Origin of the sequence: Leuconostoc carnosum, assembly GCF_014207505.1 — a bacterium.
GTDB classification, from domain to species: domain Bacteria; phylum Bacillota; class Bacilli; order Lactobacillales; family Lactobacillaceae; genus Leuconostoc; species Leuconostoc carnosum.
Map to the genome: position 1 here is coordinate 100,001 of NZ_JACHGL010000003.1, position 17,146 is coordinate 117,146.

20 protein-coding genes are annotated in these 17,146 nt (G+C 38.1%); 1 reads left to right on the forward strand and 19 read right to left on the reverse strand.

What is annotated here, in order from left to right; all coding sequences use genetic code 11:
* Positions 1 to 4 precede the first annotated feature (4 nt).
* The 3 genes from HNQ98_RS04130 to HNQ98_RS04140 form a co-directional block, all read right to left on the reverse strand.
* Complete coding sequence (locus HNQ98_RS04130) at positions 5 to 955, reverse strand: mannose/fructose/sorbose PTS transporter subunit IIA (protein WP_014973834.1); 951 nt, start codon at positions 953 to 955, stop codon at positions 5 to 7.
* A gap of 191 nt (positions 956 to 1,146) precedes the next feature.
* A complete protein-coding gene (locus tag HNQ98_RS04135; RefSeq protein ID WP_014973833.1) occupies positions 1,147 to 2,127 on the reverse strand; it encodes a type I phosphomannose isomerase catalytic subunit in 981 nt (326 codons plus the stop codon).
* A gap of 86 nt (positions 2,128 to 2,213) precedes the next feature.
* On the reverse strand, positions 2,214 to 2,954 hold the full coding sequence (locus HNQ98_RS04140) for a nitroreductase family protein (protein WP_041773185.1): 741 nt from the start codon (positions 2,952 to 2,954) through the stop codon (positions 2,214 to 2,216).
* 133 nt (positions 2,955 to 3,087) lie between these two features.
* On the opposite strand from HNQ98_RS04140, the gene HNQ98_RS04145 reads away from it, so the two are divergent.
* On the forward strand, positions 3,088 to 3,570 hold the full coding sequence (locus tag HNQ98_RS04145) for an FUSC family protein (protein ID WP_135198025.1): 483 nt from the start codon (positions 3,088 to 3,090) through the stop codon (positions 3,568 to 3,570).
* 37 nt (positions 3,571 to 3,607) lie between these two features.
* Here HNQ98_RS04145 and HNQ98_RS04150 read toward each other — a convergent pair whose 3' ends face one another.
* The 16 genes from HNQ98_RS04150 to prfA all read right to left on the reverse strand — a co-directional run bounded on the left by HNQ98_RS04150 (position 3,608) and on the right by prfA (position 17,138).
* Positions 3,608 to 4,426 (reverse strand): HAD-IIB family hydrolase, encoded by an 819-nt coding sequence (locus tag HNQ98_RS04150; RefSeq protein WP_014973830.1) that lies wholly within the window; start codon positions 4,424 to 4,426, stop codon positions 3,608 to 3,610.
* Positions 4,423 to 4,845: a GtrA family protein gene (locus HNQ98_RS04155; RefSeq protein WP_014973829.1), complete on the reverse strand. Its 423-nt coding sequence runs from the start codon at positions 4,843 to 4,845 to the stop codon at positions 4,423 to 4,425. Before HNQ98_RS04155 ends, HNQ98_RS04150 begins: the two co-directional genes overlap by 4 nt.
* A 66-nt stretch (positions 4,846 to 4,911) precedes the next feature.
* Positions 4,912 to 5,949, reverse strand: coding sequence for a lipid II:glycine glycyltransferase FemX (locus HNQ98_RS04160; protein WP_014973828.1), 1,038 nt, complete (start codon positions 5,947 to 5,949; stop codon positions 4,912 to 4,914).
* Positions 5,950 to 5,951: 2 nt separating this feature from the next.
* Positions 5,952 to 6,602: a redox-sensing transcriptional repressor Rex gene (locus HNQ98_RS04165; protein ID WP_014973827.1), complete on the reverse strand. Its 651-nt coding sequence runs from the start codon at positions 6,600 to 6,602 to the stop codon at positions 5,952 to 5,954.
* A gap of 130 nt (positions 6,603 to 6,732) precedes the next feature.
* The gene (gene tsaD / locus HNQ98_RS04170) at positions 6,733 to 7,749 is read right to left on the reverse strand and encodes a tRNA (adenosine(37)-N6)-threonylcarbamoyltransferase complex transferase subunit TsaD (protein ID WP_014973826.1); all 1,017 of its coding nucleotides are present in this window, start codon (positions 7,747 to 7,749) and stop codon (positions 6,733 to 6,735) included.
* 201 nt (positions 7,750 to 7,950) lie between these two features.
* Positions 7,951 to 9,171: an ATP-binding protein gene (locus HNQ98_RS04175; protein WP_014973825.1), complete on the reverse strand. Its 1,221-nt coding sequence runs from the start codon at positions 9,169 to 9,171 to the stop codon at positions 7,951 to 7,953.
* 28 nt (positions 9,172 to 9,199) lie between these two features.
* Positions 9,200 to 9,634, reverse strand: a complete 435-nt coding sequence (rimI, locus tag HNQ98_RS04180) for a ribosomal protein S18-alanine N-acetyltransferase (protein WP_014973824.1) — start codon at positions 9,632 to 9,634, stop codon at positions 9,200 to 9,202.
* Entirely contained in the window at positions 9,585 to 10,142 is a 558-nt protein-coding gene (rimI, locus tag HNQ98_RS04185; RefSeq protein ID WP_014973823.1) for a ribosomal protein S18-alanine N-acetyltransferase, read from the reverse strand. Before rimI (HNQ98_RS04185) ends, rimI (HNQ98_RS04180) begins: the two co-directional genes overlap by 50 nt.
* Positions 10,126 to 10,836, reverse strand: coding sequence for a tRNA (adenosine(37)-N6)-threonylcarbamoyltransferase complex dimerization subunit type 1 TsaB (tsaB, locus tag HNQ98_RS04190; protein WP_014973822.1), 711 nt, complete (start codon positions 10,834 to 10,836; stop codon positions 10,126 to 10,128). The genes rimI (HNQ98_RS04185) and tsaB overlap by 17 nt, the downstream gene beginning before the upstream one ends.
* A gap of 223 nt (positions 10,837 to 11,059) precedes the next feature.
* Complete coding sequence (locus tag HNQ98_RS09400; protein WP_476738484.1) at positions 11,060 to 11,164, reverse strand: anti sigma factor C-terminal domain-containing protein; 105 nt, start codon at positions 11,162 to 11,164, stop codon at positions 11,060 to 11,062.
* Between the two features lie 107 nt (positions 11,165 to 11,271).
* Positions 11,272 to 11,550 carry an RNA polymerase sigma factor gene (locus HNQ98_RS09270; RefSeq protein WP_014973821.1) on the reverse strand — a complete coding sequence of 93 codons (279 nt, stop codon included), beginning with the start codon at positions 11,548 to 11,550 and terminating at the stop codon, positions 11,272 to 11,274.
* A gap of 146 nt (positions 11,551 to 11,696) precedes the next feature.
* The gene (ptsP, locus tag HNQ98_RS04200) at positions 11,697 to 13,412 is read right to left on the reverse strand and encodes a phosphoenolpyruvate--protein phosphotransferase (protein WP_014973820.1); all 1,716 of its coding nucleotides are present in this window, start codon (positions 13,410 to 13,412) and stop codon (positions 11,697 to 11,699) included.
* Between the two features lie 2 nt (positions 13,413 to 13,414).
* Complete coding sequence (locus tag HNQ98_RS04205; RefSeq protein WP_014973819.1) at positions 13,415 to 13,684, reverse strand: phosphocarrier protein HPr; 270 nt, start codon at positions 13,682 to 13,684, stop codon at positions 13,415 to 13,417.
* A 320-nt stretch (positions 13,685 to 14,004) separates the two neighbouring features.
* A complete protein-coding gene (locus HNQ98_RS04210) occupies positions 14,005 to 15,012 on the reverse strand; it encodes an L-threonylcarbamoyladenylate synthase (RefSeq protein ID WP_041773182.1) in 1,008 nt (335 codons plus the stop codon).
* A 39-nt stretch (positions 15,013 to 15,051) separates the two neighbouring features.
* Complete coding sequence (gene prmC / locus HNQ98_RS04215) at positions 15,052 to 16,062, reverse strand: peptide chain release factor N(5)-glutamine methyltransferase (RefSeq protein WP_014973817.1); 1,011 nt, start codon at positions 16,060 to 16,062, stop codon at positions 15,052 to 15,054.
* A 2-nt stretch (positions 16,063 to 16,064) separates the two neighbouring features.
* Positions 16,065 to 17,138 carry a peptide chain release factor 1 gene (gene prfA, locus HNQ98_RS04220; RefSeq protein ID WP_014973816.1) on the reverse strand — a complete coding sequence of 358 codons (1,074 nt, stop codon included), beginning with the start codon at positions 17,136 to 17,138 and terminating at the stop codon, positions 16,065 to 16,067.
* Between the last annotated feature and the right edge of the window lie 8 nt (positions 17,139 to 17,146).

Sequence of the window (17,146 nt, forward strand, 5' to 3'; positions counted from 1 at the left end):
AAGATTAACGAACATTAGCTTTCTTGATTAATTCAAACAAGTTAGCCTTATTGTCACTAGGTACTTTACGTACATCAAATGTGACACCTAAATCGCGTAACTCTTCGAATGCAGCAACATCAGCTTTATCCATTGAAAGCACACGATTAACCATCGTCTTACCTTCTGAATGTGCCATGGAACCAACGTTTAATGACTTAATTGGTACACCACCCTTAACTACAGCCAAGACATCCCCAACTGTTTCAAATAATAAGAAGGCATCCACACTACCGAAGCGATCATCTTTTGCTACTTCAATCATTTTACTAATTGGAACAATGTTAGCTCTGACACCATTTGGTGCCGCTTGTTGAATTAAGTTTTTACGTAGCTCATCGTGAGCAACTGCATCAGAAACTACGATAATACGATTTGCCTTTGAATCAGGCGTCCAAGCAGTGGCCACTTGGCCATGCAACAAACGAGTGTCCAAGCGGGCCAACTTAATATTAATATGACCTGCCTTTAACCCAGCTGTTGAAGCACCTGGTTTAACTGCTTTAGACGCAGCTTCTTCAGCTTCAGGAATTGACTTCACACCATCTTTAGCAACTGGCACTAAATACTTAGCTAAGTCCGCTGCAGTATTCATACCAAGCCGTCCACCATAAGCCTCAATCAGCATCGGCAAGTTCAACCCCGCGATAATAGCTGTATGTTCAGGATTCTGCTGTTGAATCAAGCTAGCGCGATTAAACGGTGAGCCACCCCAAAGATCAACTAGAAATAATGTATCATCATCATTACCAAATTTTGCCAATGCTTCCTGATAATGCTTATCCAAATCATCGGGTCCTTCGGTAGGCTGGAATGTGACAACTTCAACGTTTTCTTGTTCTCCAAAAATCATTGAACCTGACATCAAAATGCCCTTGGCGAAGTCACCATGACTGGCAACAATAAGATTAACCATCGATAATCTCCTTTTCAATAAATTGTTTACTTATTGATTATAGCTAATTAACACCAAAATGTAAACGCTTACAAGACAATTTCCAAATTATCTCTTTCCAAATATTAGTATACACTGTTTTCATATAAAAGTAAACGCTTTCATTATTGAACAAAAAGCATATGACTTTTTCTGAAAACGACGTCATATTTTTAGTTATCTAGGTAAGCGAGTTCTTGTTTTTGATAACTTTTTGGCGTTACAAAGCTAACAATGATTTCACCATCACCTGTTATCATGTAGTTACCAGTGTCTTTTAACATAATAAAATTATCACCTTTTTTCAATTGATAAGTTGCTTGACCATCAGTCAAACTCAGATCACCATCAATGACATTGAACAATTCATACTTATGGTGCTGGTTGAAATGACTTTCACCACGGATAGACAGGCGGTCAATTGTAAATTTTGGTGACGTGAGTAAGCGCGTTATAATTGTATTATCTTGAATTCGCGTGCGTTGATTTAAAATTGGATCGACATGTGGCACTTTTGTAACAGCAAGCGCTTCTTCAATTTGTAACGGACGCGGCTGATTTGTTTTTTTATCTAAACGATCAAAATCATAAAAACGATACGTCGTATCTGAACTCTGCTGTATTTCTAAGGCTAAAATACCAGAACCTAGGGCGTGGAATGTCCCTGCTGGGACGTAGAAGAAATCACCACGTTTCACGGGCAATGTACGTAATAGTTTGTCCCAATCGCGCTGGTCAACTAATTCAGTCAGTTCCTTAGCATCTTGGGCATGATGTCCATAATAAAGTTGCGCACCCGGCTTGGCATCCAAGATATACCAACTCTCAGTTTTACCGAAATTTTCCGACGACTGTTTGTCATTAGGATGAACCTGAATTGATAAATTCTCATTAGCATCTAGTATTTTAACTAGCAAAGGAAATTTTTCATCTGCATCGTGACCCCCAAATAATTCTGGGTGTTCTTGCCACAACTGAGATAGTGTTTGCCCTTGGTAAGAGCCATTAGTAATTGTGGACACACCGTTTTGATGTGCAGCAATCACCCACGCCTCCCCAACGTGGTCAGAATCTAGTTGATAGTTAAATTGTTTTAATTGTGTGCCACCCCAAATTTTATGATGTAATTCAGGTTTTAACATTAAAATAGTCATGATGCTATTTCTCCTTTAGTTACTCATACATTACTTTTCAATAAATTATGTATGCGCTTTCATTTTACCACAAAAAAGAAAAGGGCTTATCTTAAATTAAACCCTTTTCTTACTGGATAATTTGATAATGGTGTTAAATTCTCTTGGCGTGTTAATACTTTAGCATTATTACGAATCCAAGAATTATCTGCACCCCGTTTATCATAGTATTTAACCATGACGTCATCATAGGTTTTCACCGCTTGTTCCATTTGCTTTTGATCATACTTATCTGTCATCAAAATACCTGGCAATGATAGTTTAGGCTTAATGCCTGGATTTTGTGCCGGATAACCAACAGAAAATCCCATAACAGCCTTAACAAATTTTGGTAAGTGTAATCGTTCCTCATATAATTCAAAAGAACCGACCGCACCAGCCATCGTCACGCAACCTAATCCTAATGACTCAGCTGCGACTTGCGCACGAGCCAATGCCACACCAGCAGAAACCACACCACCCTCTAGCATTGAATAATTAGATAGTCTTGCTTCAGCTTGACGACGTGTTTCATCATCGAGTCCAATTAAATCTTTGTTAAAATCAACAGTAACAACGAAAAATCGTGTGGCTGTTTCAATATAAGACATACCAACCTGTGCACTAATATCAGCTTTAAATTGTTGATCCGTGATTTCAATAAACGTCACTGGCTGCAAGTTACTAAAATTTGGTCCAGCATAAGCAGCTGTAAAAATAGTTTCAACCATTTCGTCTGATACTGGTTCATCTGTGAATGCACGGATGGACATATGTTGCTTTAATAAATCGATCGTTGAATTTGATATCATATCCCGCACCTGTGCACTAAAATATCTAAATATCGCTTTGACATTTATTTCTGCACATTCCTTTAATCTAATATACATAGATTTTACCATATATTTATGATAAACTAATAAGAATATTAAGGAGGGTTTTATGCAATTTGGGAAATTTCGTGTGGGATTACGCACGTTAAAGACCGGGTTAGCTGTCATGATTATCATTACAGCTTTCTACTTTTTAAAGCGTCCTCCTTTCGTTGCAGCCCTAGCTTCCGTTTTTGCGTTACGTGAAAGTTGGGATAAAACACTAAGTTTTGCGAAAATTCGGTTAATCTCGAACACCGTTGGCGGCCTTTTGGCACTGTTATATTTCTTAGTTCATGTCCATACACATAATGCAGCTTGGGTATCTATCCTATTATTGCCTCTACTCGTTATTATCGCAATTGTTTTCTTGGATGGTTTTAATTTTAACAGTGGTGTCATTGGTGCACTAGCTGCACTACTCATGATATCGCTTAACATCCCCGCTGGAGCTACCGTATTATATGTTATTGATCGAATTGTTGACACATTTATTGGTGTTTTGGTTGCTATCAGCGTCAATCGTTTTGCCTCACCAGATCAAAAAAAATAAGACTAACGTCTTATTTTTTTTTGATCTAATTATGAATTTAAATGCCCAAATACATTTCAATCGTTTCGAGTACACCATCATTCACATTCGTATTTAATGCTTTATTAGGAATTGCAGCCAGCATAAAATCCTCAGCATTTGGCATCACGAAACCATTTTTGTATTTTTTTAACATTTCTAAATCATTACTATTGTCTCCAAAAGTCATGACCTCATCATCTAACACATCATAATAATCTTGTAATACTTGTAAACCAGTTGCCTTATCAACGCCTTTACCTAAGACATCAACTGAGCCAAATCCAGAACCCGTAGCATGCAATTCAGCACCAAAAACCTCACGTAGTGCAGCAACATGTTGTTGCACCTCATTATTTGGCCACACAAAAGTCACTTCTAGAATACGATCATCCACTAACATCAACTTTTCAACTTGTTTAACATTTGGATAAAACTGAAAAACCATTTCAGCTACAGGACCGGTGGCATGGTTAGAAACATATGTTGCTTCTTCACCTGTCATAATAATAATATTTTCAGCTGACTCAGGATTCCTAGCATTCCAATCAATTACTTTTTGCAACTGATCAAACGACAAATGAACTGAATATAGCTGCTCTTGAAGTGTGGCAACCATTGCCCCATTTGAGCCAACAAAATCCATTTCATAGCCTTTATCAATTGTTGGCAAGAACAACTCCTGTAAATTTTTAACTTGTCGTCCAGAGGCTGCTACAAATCGAATCTCCCTTGTCCGTAGGTTATCTAAAATACGCTCAAATCGACCCTGACTATAGATATCATTTTCCGTCAAAAATGTGCCGTCCATATCGGAGGCAATTAGTTTAATTGTCATTCATGACTCCTTTTTTTAAAAATAAGCAATTTACTCAATACAAAATTAGATACGATTACAAATATATTTTGTATGATATTCCAAATATTGGCATCTTGTTGTAACAGATCGACACCAAAGCTCAAAATAAAATAGCCAATAATACCTGTTAATAGACGTGCAAGATAAAATTGCCAAATCTCTCTTATAATAGCCAATGCTGAACTATTATTTGAGTGAAAAACCCATACCCGATTCGTTAAATAAGCAAATAATACTGCCCAGAACCACGCAACCACATAGGCAATTGTATGGCTTGTATGTAATAAGTTATATAACACAAAAAAAACAATGATATTGACAATTGTCGTCAAAACACCAAATATAATATACAACCAAACAGACTCATATTTTGTCCACAAAGATTTTAATTTTAACATTATTACTCCGATTAATTTACCAATTATATCATAATTTAAATAAGAAAGCCGCCACTTGGCGGCTTATCAACTAAATTGTTTCAAATACTCTTGGTACCCTGCTTCATCAATAACCCAATCTAATTCACCAATATATTCGGCATGTGGGTCATGATATGCAAAGCCGTGTTTAAATTTATACAGACCATCCTCAGGTACAAAGTCTCCCACGCCCCCGAAATCGTACTCAACTTTACCAAGTGACAGACCCCACTTTAGCATTTCCCATTGTACAGCGTAAGGTGCATAATGCTTGGCATAGTCACGATTTGAACCAGCATACATATACCAAATCTCGTCACCATAACTAAAACCAATACCACTCGCAATGACTTGCCCTTCAAAATGAGCTAAGAAAACTTTAAATAGGCCAGTTCCTTGCCATAATTGTTGCATCTGTAAAAAGTAATCAATCGGGCGATGCGTAATATGTTGCGCTGCTGCCATTAAAACATATGTTTCAAAGAAAGCACGCACATCAGCTTCACTATCGCCATTCGTTACCGTCACCCCATCTTTAGCAGCACGACGAATTTGATTACGATAATCGCGCTTAAAATGTAGCATAAGCTCATCTTCAGTGTTAATCGGGGAAGCACCTTCGCCACGACCATCATAATATAATACAATATTTTTACGTGGTTGAATATTACCATGCATATGTTCAACATCACGGTTACGTGTGACAAACCCAGCAGACTTGTATGCCTCATTTAACCCATCGCTATAAGCCACTTCTGGGTCTAAACGAATAAGAAAAACATTATCTGGCAATGCCGCTAATGCTTCATGGATCATTGCTTTAATTAATCCAATATCATTGATATCAGCAATTGGGCCACGTCCAGCGTAGCCTAATAGTTTGCCTGGAACTGCTTCAACAGTTAGAACAGTCAGCACAGCATCAATCTGACCATCTGTTTCATGGTAGACATAAACATGTCCCCAATTAGCTTTCAAATCACCCCACAGAGGATCTTGGGTTACTTGACCGCGTGGATCCTCACGAACAAATTTCTGATATGCGATTACTTTTTGTTTGTCATTTAAATCTAAAACAGCCATTTTTATAATCCTGTCGTAATTGAACCATAATTATCAATGAAATAAACTAATGTTTGTAATTCATTGGTCAAATCAACGTTTTGCACACGTACATCAGATGGCACTGTGACACGTAGTGGTGTAAAGTTCAAAATCCCTTTAATTCCTGCATCTATCAGCTGGTCTGTAATTTCCTGTGCCACACCTTGTGGTACTGTCAGGATAGCGATGTTAATCCGTTGTGCTGTGATTTGTTCTTTCAAATCTGACATATCATAAATAGGTACACCAGATAAAATCGTGCCAGCGCGTGATTCATCAACATCGAACGCTGCCGATATACGCATATTTGATGATTGATGGAAATTAAAGTTCAGTAGTGCTTGTCCCAAGTTACCAGCACCAATTAAAGCGACATTAATCAAACTATCTTGATCTAACACATTGGCAAAAAAATCAAGCAAGGCTTTAACATCATAGCCATAGCCGCGTTTACCCAACGCACCAAAATATGAAAAATCGCGACGAATAGTTGCTGCATCGAATTTAATTGCATCACTAAGTTCTGATGACGAAATACGATTTGTGCCAGCATCATGCAAAAAAGTTAAATAACGAAAATAAATCGGCAAACGCTTTGCCGTAGCACGAGGAATTTTAGGTTGTGGTGTCATGATATTCTCCAATAGATGAATTTTACATAGGTTAAGTCATTTTATCAGTTCACTTTGTGAACTTTTGCATAACTATTATATCATATAACTACGTACATTGACAAAAGATAGTGATAAATTCACAATCTTGTCATGGTTTTAATAATTCAAAATCTAGTCCTGGGTCTGTATTCAAGTCTAAATCAGCAAAAATATTTTGCTTGAAATTCCAATAACCTGCAGCGCCAATCATTGCCCCATTATCACCTGTATATTGTAACGGTACTGGAATAAATGCTGTTTGTGAAAAATCTTCTAATAGTATCTTTAATTCATCTCGTAGCTGACTATTTGCTGCAACACCACCAGCCAAAACAAAACTTCTAACTGGAAAATTTTGTAATGCGCGACGTGTCCGGCCAATTAAAGCATCGACAACAGCATTTTGAAAACTTGTTGCTAAGTCATCTTGATTGATGGTGTCACCTTTTTGGTCAGCGTGATGCACATAATTTATTACCGCACTTTTCAAGCCTGAAAAACTAAAATCATAATTATCTTCATGTGCCATAGCAGTTGGAAATTTAATTGTTGCTTGACCTCTATGCGCCATGTCATCAATTGTTTTACCTGCTGGGTAAGGTAATTTTAATAATCGACCGACTTTATCGAAACTTTCTCCTGCAGCATCGTCACGCGTTTCACCAAGCACTTCAAAATGATTTTCTTCACGCATGAGCACCAATTCAGTGTGTCCACCAGAAACCATCAAGGCGAGTGCCGGATAAATGATGGGTGCATTGAAGTTAGCTGCTGCAATATGTCCAGCTAAATGGTTGACAGGTATAATGGGCAGATTATGAGCCAATGCAAAAGTTTTAGCCCCCATTAACCCAACTAACAGTGAACCAACTAATCCAGGGCCATAAGTTACAGCGACAGCATCCAAATCTTCGGGTTTCGTCTCTGCTAATGATAGCGCATCATCTAAGACGCGTGTAATCCATTCAATATGGTGGCGACTCGCAACTTCTGGTACAATCCCACCAAAACGTTGATGTGAATTGATTTGTGTGGCAACTGAATTGCTCAATACAATGTGTCCGTCTTCAACGATAGCAACGCTCGTCTCATCTGCACTTGATTCAAAGGATATAATTTTGGTCATTTTATAAATATGTGATTAAACGACTCGCAATCGTTATCACATGCTCCTTCCATTAGAAAAATACGTTTTTAAAATACTGTAATCTCTTTTAATTAACAATTAGCTTTGTGGCTTTTACTTTGAACGATGCATACCAAACTGGTGCGAATTTGTTCTCGTGACTACAGTGAAATCCAAACTCAAGCTGTCAAAAAAATAATCCTAACGAAATCTTGGTGATTGCGTTTCATGTTTTATATGTGACGCACTAATATTTACTGCCACAGGCTCATGATTAAATAACTTCAAGAAGCCAGCACCGATCTCTAAATCACGTACACGTGCTTGATTAAACTTATGATTACTGATCAAAGCCGTCAGCTCTTCACTATCATTTAACTGGTGTACTAACAAACTCCCAAATTGGCCTCTCAATTGTGCTGGTATATCTAACGGTGATTGTGTTGAAACGACAGCATAAATACCATATTTTCTGCCCTCTCTCAGGACTTTAAAAATACCAGAGTCAGTGAGCGACTGATACGCCTCCGGCATGTACCGATGCGCCTCATCAAGATAAATTGTAATTGGCAGCCGTTGTTGACTAGTCGTGCGTAAAGTGATTAATTGCTTTAATAAAATTGATAATATGAGCCGACTCGTGGCACTATCAGCAGGAATGGCACTCACATCAATAACTAGTGTCTTATTTTGGCTATCTTTTTCAGAAAATAATTTGAGCACATAAAACAAATCAGTTTGAGTCGTTAAGTGAGCTGACAATAACCGAGATTGATGAAGATTAAAAAGACGTTTAAAATCTGGCGCATTAAGCACATTTTTTACATTTAAAATTTCTGACCACAACTGACGAATTGCCAATGTATCTAATTCTTGTCCCAACAATTGATAGTCGGCTTGCGCATCACTATACGGCACACTAAATTCTTGAATAATTTGTTCAGTAATCAACAATGCATCATAGTCTGTCGCATAACTTCTGAGTTGTCGTCGCTCATTGTCAAACGTCTTAATACTTTTATTGACTTTATTCAGAATGCCGGTTTCTTTAACAATATTTTTCTGTATTTTAAGTGATTCGATTGCTTGAGCAAGTTTTTCGATCAACATTGGCGTGTGAATATTAAGTAAGCTAGCCACTTCTGAAACTGTTAAATTAGCAAAATCTAAATTAGCATTTTCGCCAAGTTTATAGTGTACAGCGTTAGGAATATCACTAAATTCACCTGTTGCATCAAAAACAACATTTGTTTGTTTGAGAGTTTGCATGGCGCTAATCAGTGACAAAAGCGATGTTGATTTCCCACTACCTGTGGCACCAATAATCATTAAATGATGTGATAACAATATGTTGGGATCAATTGATAATGCTTCTTGTTTTTGTTGATCTTCAGCAAAACCACGAATAAATTGGCTGGTCATAACATCACTCCTTAAAGGCGTCGTTTCATCACACATTTTTGGCCATCATAAGCGCATCATGACCATTTCTATAATACTTTTTTCGGTGATGATAAACTTCAAATCCCAACTTCCGATATAACGCAATAGCTGCTGTATTAGTCGCATCTACCTCTAACAAAAAACGCGTCACATCGGGCATAGTCAACACCTTCTTTAACAATGCTTGTGCAATGCCTTGTTGTTGGTAGTCTGGATGAACCGCAACACTACCGATTTCAACTTCATCTAAAATTTGCGTTACGCCCACAAAACCACCAACCGTCACAAAATATCGACTACGTGGACTATTTAATTCGTGTTCAAAGACACTTTTTGGCCATGGTGACGGGTTAAATGCCACGTCAGCAATGTCAAAAATATGAGCTAAGTCTTTAATTGTTGCTATTCTGATTGTCAATTGTTCTTGCCATTGAAACCGCATCTTCATGGTCTCCAAGATAATACCCTTTTTTAATACCTGTTTGTTCATAGCCTAAACGCTGGTACAGTGCAATCGCACCACTATTTGATGCTCTGGCTTCTAATGTCATCGTCATCACACCAATTTGTTCAGCAAATAGTCTAATTTCTGTCATAATGGTCGATCCCAAACCAATATTTTGCCAAATCGGTAGCACCGCGATATTAGTAATATGAATATCCTGTGTGTCACGACGATATGCTCCGCCAGCAAAAGCGACAATCTGTGCATTGCGTTCTGCTACTAGATAAAGACGGATATGCGGTCGCGATAATTCACTCAAAAAATCTCGTAATAACCAGGGTGCTTGACCATCATAAACTGCCTCTTCAATTTTAATTAAAGTGTCAATATCTTGACTGGTGGCACGACGTAATGTAAACGAATATCCTTTTGTGTCAATTACCTTTTGTTCAAATTTTGGCAACATTAATGGCAATTTTTTATGATGATTAAACTTCAAAAACATAATTTTCAGGTTTATCCTCACCCGGATGTGCTGTAATCCAATTTAATTCAGCTTGCGTTTTACGTAAGTATTCTGGGTTAAAGTTTGCCACATCAATCACTGGTTGCGCTTGTTGCCCAAGCTTCACGATACCATATCCATCTGGTAAACTTTCCGCTGAGCTTACTATTGTTGCTTGCGTGCCAAAAGTTGTTTGTATCGTTTCTAAAAATATATCGGTATCACCGATAAACGTTATCTTTTCACTCCGACTTTGTAACCAAGTAAACAAATTAGCAATTGGTTGATGCTCATCTGCCAACACATTTTGTCCATTTAAGTAAACACCGGCAAACACATTATCATTTCGTGCATTAAAAAGTGGCACTACGAGTTGTGTGCTAGTAACTTGCGCAGCCAAGACAGCTAAACTTGAAACGCCAACAATTTCAGTATTAAGCGTATCAGCCAACACTTTAGCAACAGTCACGCCAATACGTAACCCTGTAAACGACCCAGGACCTTGTGCCACGACAATACGATCAATATCTTGTAAAGCCCAATTTTCAGTTGCCAATGTCTCTTTAATTGCGGGCAACAGCTGAATGGAATGGTTGCGTGCCTCATTAGTCGAAAAGACATGTAAAACCTGATTATTTTCCGCCAAACTCACGGTCAGTGGTTGGTTACTTGTATCAAATGCTAAAATCTTCATAAGTTATATTTTAACACAAAAAAGACCACCTTACGGTGGTTGTGCAAGTACTTGTTATTTAAGCGGTTCTTGATAAGGCATAATTGGTGTTATAACACCAACGTTAGTAGCGTAAACTTAAGGCAAATTGTCTAATTTAGCCAAATTTTTTGTTCTTCCTGTCACAATAACACCTGCCAATATTATAAGGTGAAAATTGTATTTCCGAACTATGATAGCCTAGTCAATAATAATTAATCATGACATTATTAGGCAACATAGTCCTTATATCATCGTAAGTATAACGTTTATCAAATGTTATAGCCACTTCACCCAGAGTATTGTTCATACTGATTAATGTTTTAGCTTCATGCGTAGGTGAAAAATTAACTGTTCTATTTTTGGTATATGTTGCGCTACTTTTCGTATTAAAAAAAGTGGGCTCTTTCTGTTTGGTTATCTTATTCTGTACAATACTTTGTGTATTTGAATTTTTTTAAAAATAACATCTCCTGCTATTAGCTCTTGACTTTTTTCTCCATTGAATCCAAAAGTTATATTTCGCTCTGGATATGCAACTCGATATAACCACGGTCTTAGTTTATCAAGTGGTAACACCAGATCTGTTTGAATCCATTTAACAAATATATCCTGCACAATATCTTCTGCATCTTGCTTTTGCATATTCTGATTAATCAAAAAACCAATAATCTCATGTGCTATATCAACTAACATTTATTCATAATGATCTATTTTCATCCCCCTCTCATTTCATGAAATATAACGAATATCTACTGATTTGGTTAAAAAATTTTTACCATAAAAAAATCCACTTTAACTATTAAAGTGGATCAAATATATCTTATTAAAATTAATTGGTTTTATTTAACGGTGGCTTCAACTAATGCAATAACTTCATCATTAGTTTCAGCATCCAAAGCCTTTTCAGCCAACAACTTCATGTCAGCCGTATTCAGCTTCTTCATCAATGATCGTGTTTGCAAAATAGATGGTGCACTCATTGAAAATTCATCCAATCCCATACCAACAAGTAGTGGCACGGCGATTGGATCACCAGCCATCTCACCACACATGGCAACGAATTTACCTTCGTCGTGTGCTGCCTTAATCACATTATTAATTAAACGTAAAATCGATGGGTTATATGGTTGATACAAATACGCCACGCGATCGTTACCACGATCAGCTGCCATTGTATAAGCAATCAAATCATTAGTTCCGATTGAGAAGAAATCAACTTCTTTGGCGAATTTATCTGCCAAAACTGCCGCAGCTGGAATTTCAATCATAATACCTAACTTGATATCACCCATCACGACACCAGCTGCTTCAAGCTTAGCACGTTCATCAAGGTATATCTTCTTGGCATCACGGAATTCAGCCAATGTCGCAATCATTGGGAACATGATCCACAAATCACCGAAAGCTGATGCACGAATCAAGGCACGCAACTGCGTACGGAAAATGTCCGTTTGATCTAGTGAAATACGAATCGCACGATAACCCAAGAAAGGGTTTTCTTCTTCAGGTAATTTCCAGTAATCAAGGTGCTTATCGCCACCAATGTCCATCGTACGGACAGTTACTGGCTTACCATCCATCTGCTCAACAACAGATTTGTAAGCTTCAAATTGTTCATCTTCTGTTGGGAGGTGATCAGATTCCATATACAAGAATTCTGTTCGATACAAACCAACACCCTCAGCACCATTATTCAGAACAGCAGCCATATCTTTGGGCGCACCAATGTTAGCACCGACAGTAAAGTGCTTACCATCTGCACTGACAGACTGTTGGTCTTTTAACAATGCCCACTCAGCACGTTGTGCTAAATAATCTGTTGCCTTCTGCTCATAAATTGCTAACGTTTCAGCAGAAGGATCGACGATAACGTCTCCTGTTAAACCGTCAACAATAACCGTCACACCACTTGCCACTTCTTTTGTAGCAACATCAGTACCAACAACTGCTGGTATTTCTAATGTTCGTGCCATAATCGAAGCATGAGCCGTACGACCACCCATATCAGTCAAGATTCCCTTAACGAATTGGCGATCAAGTTGTGCCGTATCAGAAGGCGTCAGATCCTTAGACACCAAAATTACTGGTTCATTGATCAATGCTGGGTTTGGCAATGAAACATTGAGCAAATGTGACATCACACGTTTCGTCACATCACGAATATCTGCCGCACGTTCTTGCATATAAGCATTGTCAGTCATTGCTTCAAACATACTAACGTATGTGTCTGTTACTTCTTTAACAGCTTGCTCAGCATTGACCTTTTCATCAGCGATTTTTTGTTTAAATGCGCCAGACATTTCAGGATCTGATAAAATCATCAAATGTGCCTCGAAAACTTGCGCCTCATCAGCACCTAAGTTTTGCTCAGCTTTCGTTTTAATAATTTCAACATCTTTACTAGAAGCTTTCAAAGCATCGTCGACACGTGCTTGTTCAGCCGTCACATCTTTAATTACTGTCTTTTCAAAAGACAATTCTGGATCAACTAACAAATAGGCTTTTGCAATTGCTACGCCATTACTTGCCGCGATTCCTTTGAAGTTCTTAGTCATTGTTATTTTGCGAGTCCTTCTTTTTCCATGGTTTCGACAATAGCCTTAATTGCTGCTTCTTCGTCGTCGCCTTCTGCCTTAATTGTCACATCGGCGCCTTGGCCAACACCTAATGACATGACACCCATGATTGACTTCAAGTTAACATCCTTGCCTTGATATGACAAAGTAACATCTGATGTGAACTTTGAAGCTGCTTGTACCAACAATGTTGCTGGACGTGCATGGATACCTGTTTCTGCTACAATATTAAAGTCTTTTGATTGTGTCATAATTAAATTCTCCTTTTTAGCTGTTAATCAGCTTCTGTTATTAGTTTATCAAAGCGCTTACAAAATATCAAGTAAAATATCATGCAAATCCTTGTTATATCAGGCAATAGCCCGTAAATGCCCATCTGACGGCATTTTAAATGTAAACGTTTTCATCAAAATCAAAAATTGTTTTCTGTAAATTAAAAAACGAAATAAACACTATTCACTCATTTTCTACTCAAGTTAACCAACAACCTCCTCATCAAATCCTGAGTCTGCAAAAAAGCAATCACTCTACTAACTAGCAACTAAAAAAGAAGTGATTAACTCACTTCTTTTTAAACACTAAATTCTTGATTACCCGCCGATTTCGCCAAGCGGTTATTATAAGCTTTACCTAAACCAATCGGTGACATTTTTTCGACATATATTGTAGCTACTTGTATTTCATCATCATAAAAACGCAACCCTGAAAACAACTGTTCTGTTGCGCTTTCAAGCGTTTCACCCAACGACCAACTCTGATCTAAAGATAATTGCATGGCTGAAAGTGTTGGTTCTTGCGCCATGACAACATCATTTTTTTGTAACTCATTTTTTAGATCTAAAGCGTCTAAACGGTCAAACATGACAACATTTTTATCTGGTGCATAATGGCGATATTTCATACCAGGTGCTTTTGGTGTCACATTGCTAGCAACTGATTTGGTGCTTGTGGCATCAACCACTGGCATGTTTAACACAGCTTCTAATTGTTGCTGTGTGACAGCCCCAGGACGTAAAATAGTTGGCGTCGTAGCTGACATATCAATCACAGTTGATTCAACACCAATTTGAGTCGGACCATCATCAACAATACCGGCAATTTTACCTTGCATATCATGCCAAACATGTGCTGCAGTTGTTGGTGATGGCTTACCTGATGTATTCGCACTAGGTCCAACTATTGGTACCCCTGCTGCACGAATAACTGCTCGTGCCACGTCATTATCTGGTAAACGGAAAGCCACTGTTTGCAAACCACCAGTCACTAACATGGATACTTTACCTGGCTTAATTGGCAAAATAATGGTCAGTGAACCAGGCCAGAAATGCGCCATCAATAGTTGAGCCATGTCGGAAATAGTGACAAAAGGGTCTAATTGCGCTATATCAGCAACTGTCATAATTAGAGGATTATCTGACGGACGTCCCTTTGCTATGAATACTTTTTTAACAGCCTCGTCATTTGTTGCATCCGCCCCAAGACCGTATACAGTTTCAGTAGGAAAAGCAACAACTTCACCTGCCTTTAATAAATCACCCGCGCGTTGTGTTTCTTGATTTGTTAATCGCTCTGTTTTCATTATCAACTTACGCATCAATAATCTATTAGAAAACCAATGCTATACTCCTTTCACTACACGAATCATACGGTCTAATCCTGCAAAATCTTTTTTAAGCGTGATTTCAGCATCAGGCATGGCTGATTTTAAGATATCGACCACTTGCTGTCCTTGTTTATATCCTATTTCAAAATAAGCTCGACCATGATTTGTTAGATGCTTATCCAGACCAAGCGCAATTTTTTCATAAATAGCTAATCCATTGTGATCGGCAAATAAAGCCATATGTGGTTCATACGTGATAACGCTACTATCCATCTCATTTTCATCAGTTGTTGCGATATAAGGTGGATTACTAACAATAATATCAAATTCTAAATTAGCAATCGCACTGAATACATCGCTTTCAACCATATGCACATTATTTAAGCCAAAGCGCTGAGCATTCATTTCAGCAACTGACAGTGCATTTGATGAAATATCGGCAGCAAAGCCTCTGACACGTGGGTTTTCTAGCATCAAAGTCTCTATAATAGCCCCAGAACCAGTACCAATATCTAATACTGACACTGGATTACCAACGGTAGACGAAGCATCTTTTAAAATCCATTCAACTAATTGTTCTGTCTCCGGTCGCGGTATTAAGACACGATCATCAACCATAAATTCACGACCATAAAAAGGTGCATGTCCTAAAATATATTGTGGTGGTTGATTATCAATTAATTTTGCAACCCAACTCGGCCAAACTGCAGCTAATCCAGTGGGCATCGTGCGTGTTATATTAGCACGTAAGTAAGCATAATTAATATTTAATGCACCACTTAACAAAAAGTCAACATTGTCTTTAGCATCATCTTCTGGCACGCCAACACCAACTAATTCACTAATCGCCCATTTACGACCTTCAAGTAATGAAATTTTAACATTAGCAGGACTTTTGGGTACCCTAATATCATCCCAGTCGTACCATTTAGGGGCAGTTAATTTATCAAGCGTGATTTTCTTAATTGGTTCACCACGACCAACTGATTTAAATTGTTTTGGTGTATCAAAATGTTTTTCAGTCATATTTAGGCTTTATTCAGTTCAGATAACTTCGCTGTTTGGTCAGCAATAACCAATGCATCAACGACTTCACCTAACTCACCATTCATAATACGATCAAGTTTATTCAAAGTTAAGCCTATCCGATGATCAGTTACACGATTTTGTGGATAATTATACGTTCTAATACGTTCAGAACGGTCACCCGTACCAACGGCTGACTTACGTTTTTCGGCATATTCAGCTTCATTTTGTTGCGCATAATAATCGTAAACACGGCTAGCCAATAATTTGCGTGCCTTATCACGGTTTTTTATTTGCGTACGCTCTTCTTGCATTTTAACCATGATACCTGTAGGTTTATGAATTAAACGTACAGCTGTCGACACTTTGTTAACATTTTGTCCGCCGGCGCCACCTGAACGGAAAAATTCTTCATCTAAATCGGACTCATTTAATTCAAAGTCAATATCTTGAAATTCGGGCATCACACCAACTGTTGCTGTTGAAGTATGCACACGTCCTTGCGTTTCCGTCGACGGTACACGTTGCACACGATGCGCACCAGACTCAAACTTCAATTTAGAGTACACATTGTCACCAGTAATCATGACAGCAACTTCTTTATAGCCACCTACTTCAGTCGTACTTTCATCGATAATGCTCAACACCCAATTTTGTCGTTCAGCGTATCGCCGATACATATCTAATAGGTCAGCGGCGAACAGTGACGATTCATCACCACCGGCTGCGCCGCGAATTTCCATAATAATGTTTTTATCATCATTGGGGTCTTTTGGTATCATCAAAATTTTTAATTGACTTTCAAGTTGTTCTTTTTCTGGTCTCAACGTATTAAGATCTTCTTTGGCCAAAGGTGCCATTTCATCGTCATCTAAAAGGTCTTCAGCATCTGCAATGTCTTGCACCACTTGCTTATAATGTGTATAAACCTCAACAGTCTCACGCATTTCCCCAGCTTCTTTAGATAACTGCGTATAATGCTGACTATCATTCATTACTTCTGGGTCAGCCAGCTGTTCATTTAGTTCATCATAGCGGTCGATAACAGTTTGTAAGGATTGAAATATTGGATCCATTTTTTACT

Coding starts and splice junctions, on each gene's coding strand:
- tsaD (WP_014973826.1), bottom strand. CDS start 7,749: ATGACCAAAATTATATCCTTTGAATCAAGTGCAGATGAGACGAGCGTT.
- rimI (WP_014973823.1), bottom strand. CDS start 10,142: ATGTTTTTGAAGTTTAATCATCATAAAAAATTGCCATTAATGTTGCCA.
- HNQ98_RS04165 (WP_014973827.1), bottom strand. CDS start 6,602: ATGACACCACAACCTAAAATTCCTCGTGCTACGGCAAAGCGTTTGCCG.
- HNQ98_RS04135 (WP_014973833.1), bottom strand. CDS start 2,127: ATGACTATTTTAATGTTAAAACCTGAATTACATCATAAAATTTGGGGT.
- HNQ98_RS04150 (WP_014973830.1), bottom strand. CDS start 4,426: ATGACAATTAAACTAATTGCCTCCGATATGGACGGCACATTTTTGACG.
- HNQ98_RS04205 (WP_014973819.1), bottom strand. CDS start 13,684: ATGACACAATCAAAAGACTTTAATATTGTAGCAGAAACAGGTATCCAT.
- rimI (WP_014973824.1), bottom strand. CDS start 9,634: ATGCGGTTTCAATGGCAAGAACAATTGACAATCAGAATAGCAACAATT.
- HNQ98_RS04130 (WP_014973834.1), bottom strand. CDS start 955: ATGGTTAATCTTATTGTTGCCAGTCATGGTGACTTCGCCAAGGGCATT.
- HNQ98_RS04155 (WP_014973829.1), bottom strand. CDS start 4,845: ATGTTAAAATTAAAATCTTTGTGGACAAAATATGAGTCTGTTTGGTTG.
- tsaB (WP_014973822.1), bottom strand. CDS start 10,836: ATGAAGATTTTAGCATTTGATACAAGTAACCAACCACTGACCGTGAGT.
- HNQ98_RS04160 (WP_014973828.1), bottom strand. CDS start 5,949: ATGGCTGTTTTAGATTTAAATGACAAACAAAAAGTAATCGCATATCAG.
- HNQ98_RS04145 (WP_135198025.1), top strand. CDS start 3,088: ATGCAATTTGGGAAATTTCGTGTGGGATTACGCACGTTAAAGACCGGG.
- HNQ98_RS09400 (WP_476738484.1), bottom strand. CDS start 11,164: ATGAACAATACTCTGGGTGAAGTGGCTATAACATTTGATAAACGTTAT.
- prfA (WP_014973816.1), bottom strand. CDS start 17,138: ATGGATCCAATATTTCAATCCTTACAAACTGTTATCGACCGCTATGAT.
- HNQ98_RS04175 (WP_014973825.1), bottom strand. CDS start 9,171: ATGACCAGCCAATTTATTCGTGGTTTTGCTGAAGATCAACAAAAACAA.
- prmC (WP_014973817.1), bottom strand. CDS start 16,062: ATGACTGAAAAACATTTTGATACACCAAAACAATTTAAATCAGTTGGT.
- HNQ98_RS09270 (WP_014973821.1), bottom strand. CDS start 11,550: ATGTTAGTTGATATAGCACATGAGATTATTGGTTTTTTGATTAATCAG.
- ptsP (WP_014973820.1), bottom strand. CDS start 13,412: ATGACTAAGAACTTCAAAGGAATCGCGGCAAGTAATGGCGTAGCAATT.
- HNQ98_RS04210 (WP_041773182.1), bottom strand. CDS start 15,012: ATGAAAACAGAGCGATTAACAAATCAAGAAACACAACGCGCGGGTGAT.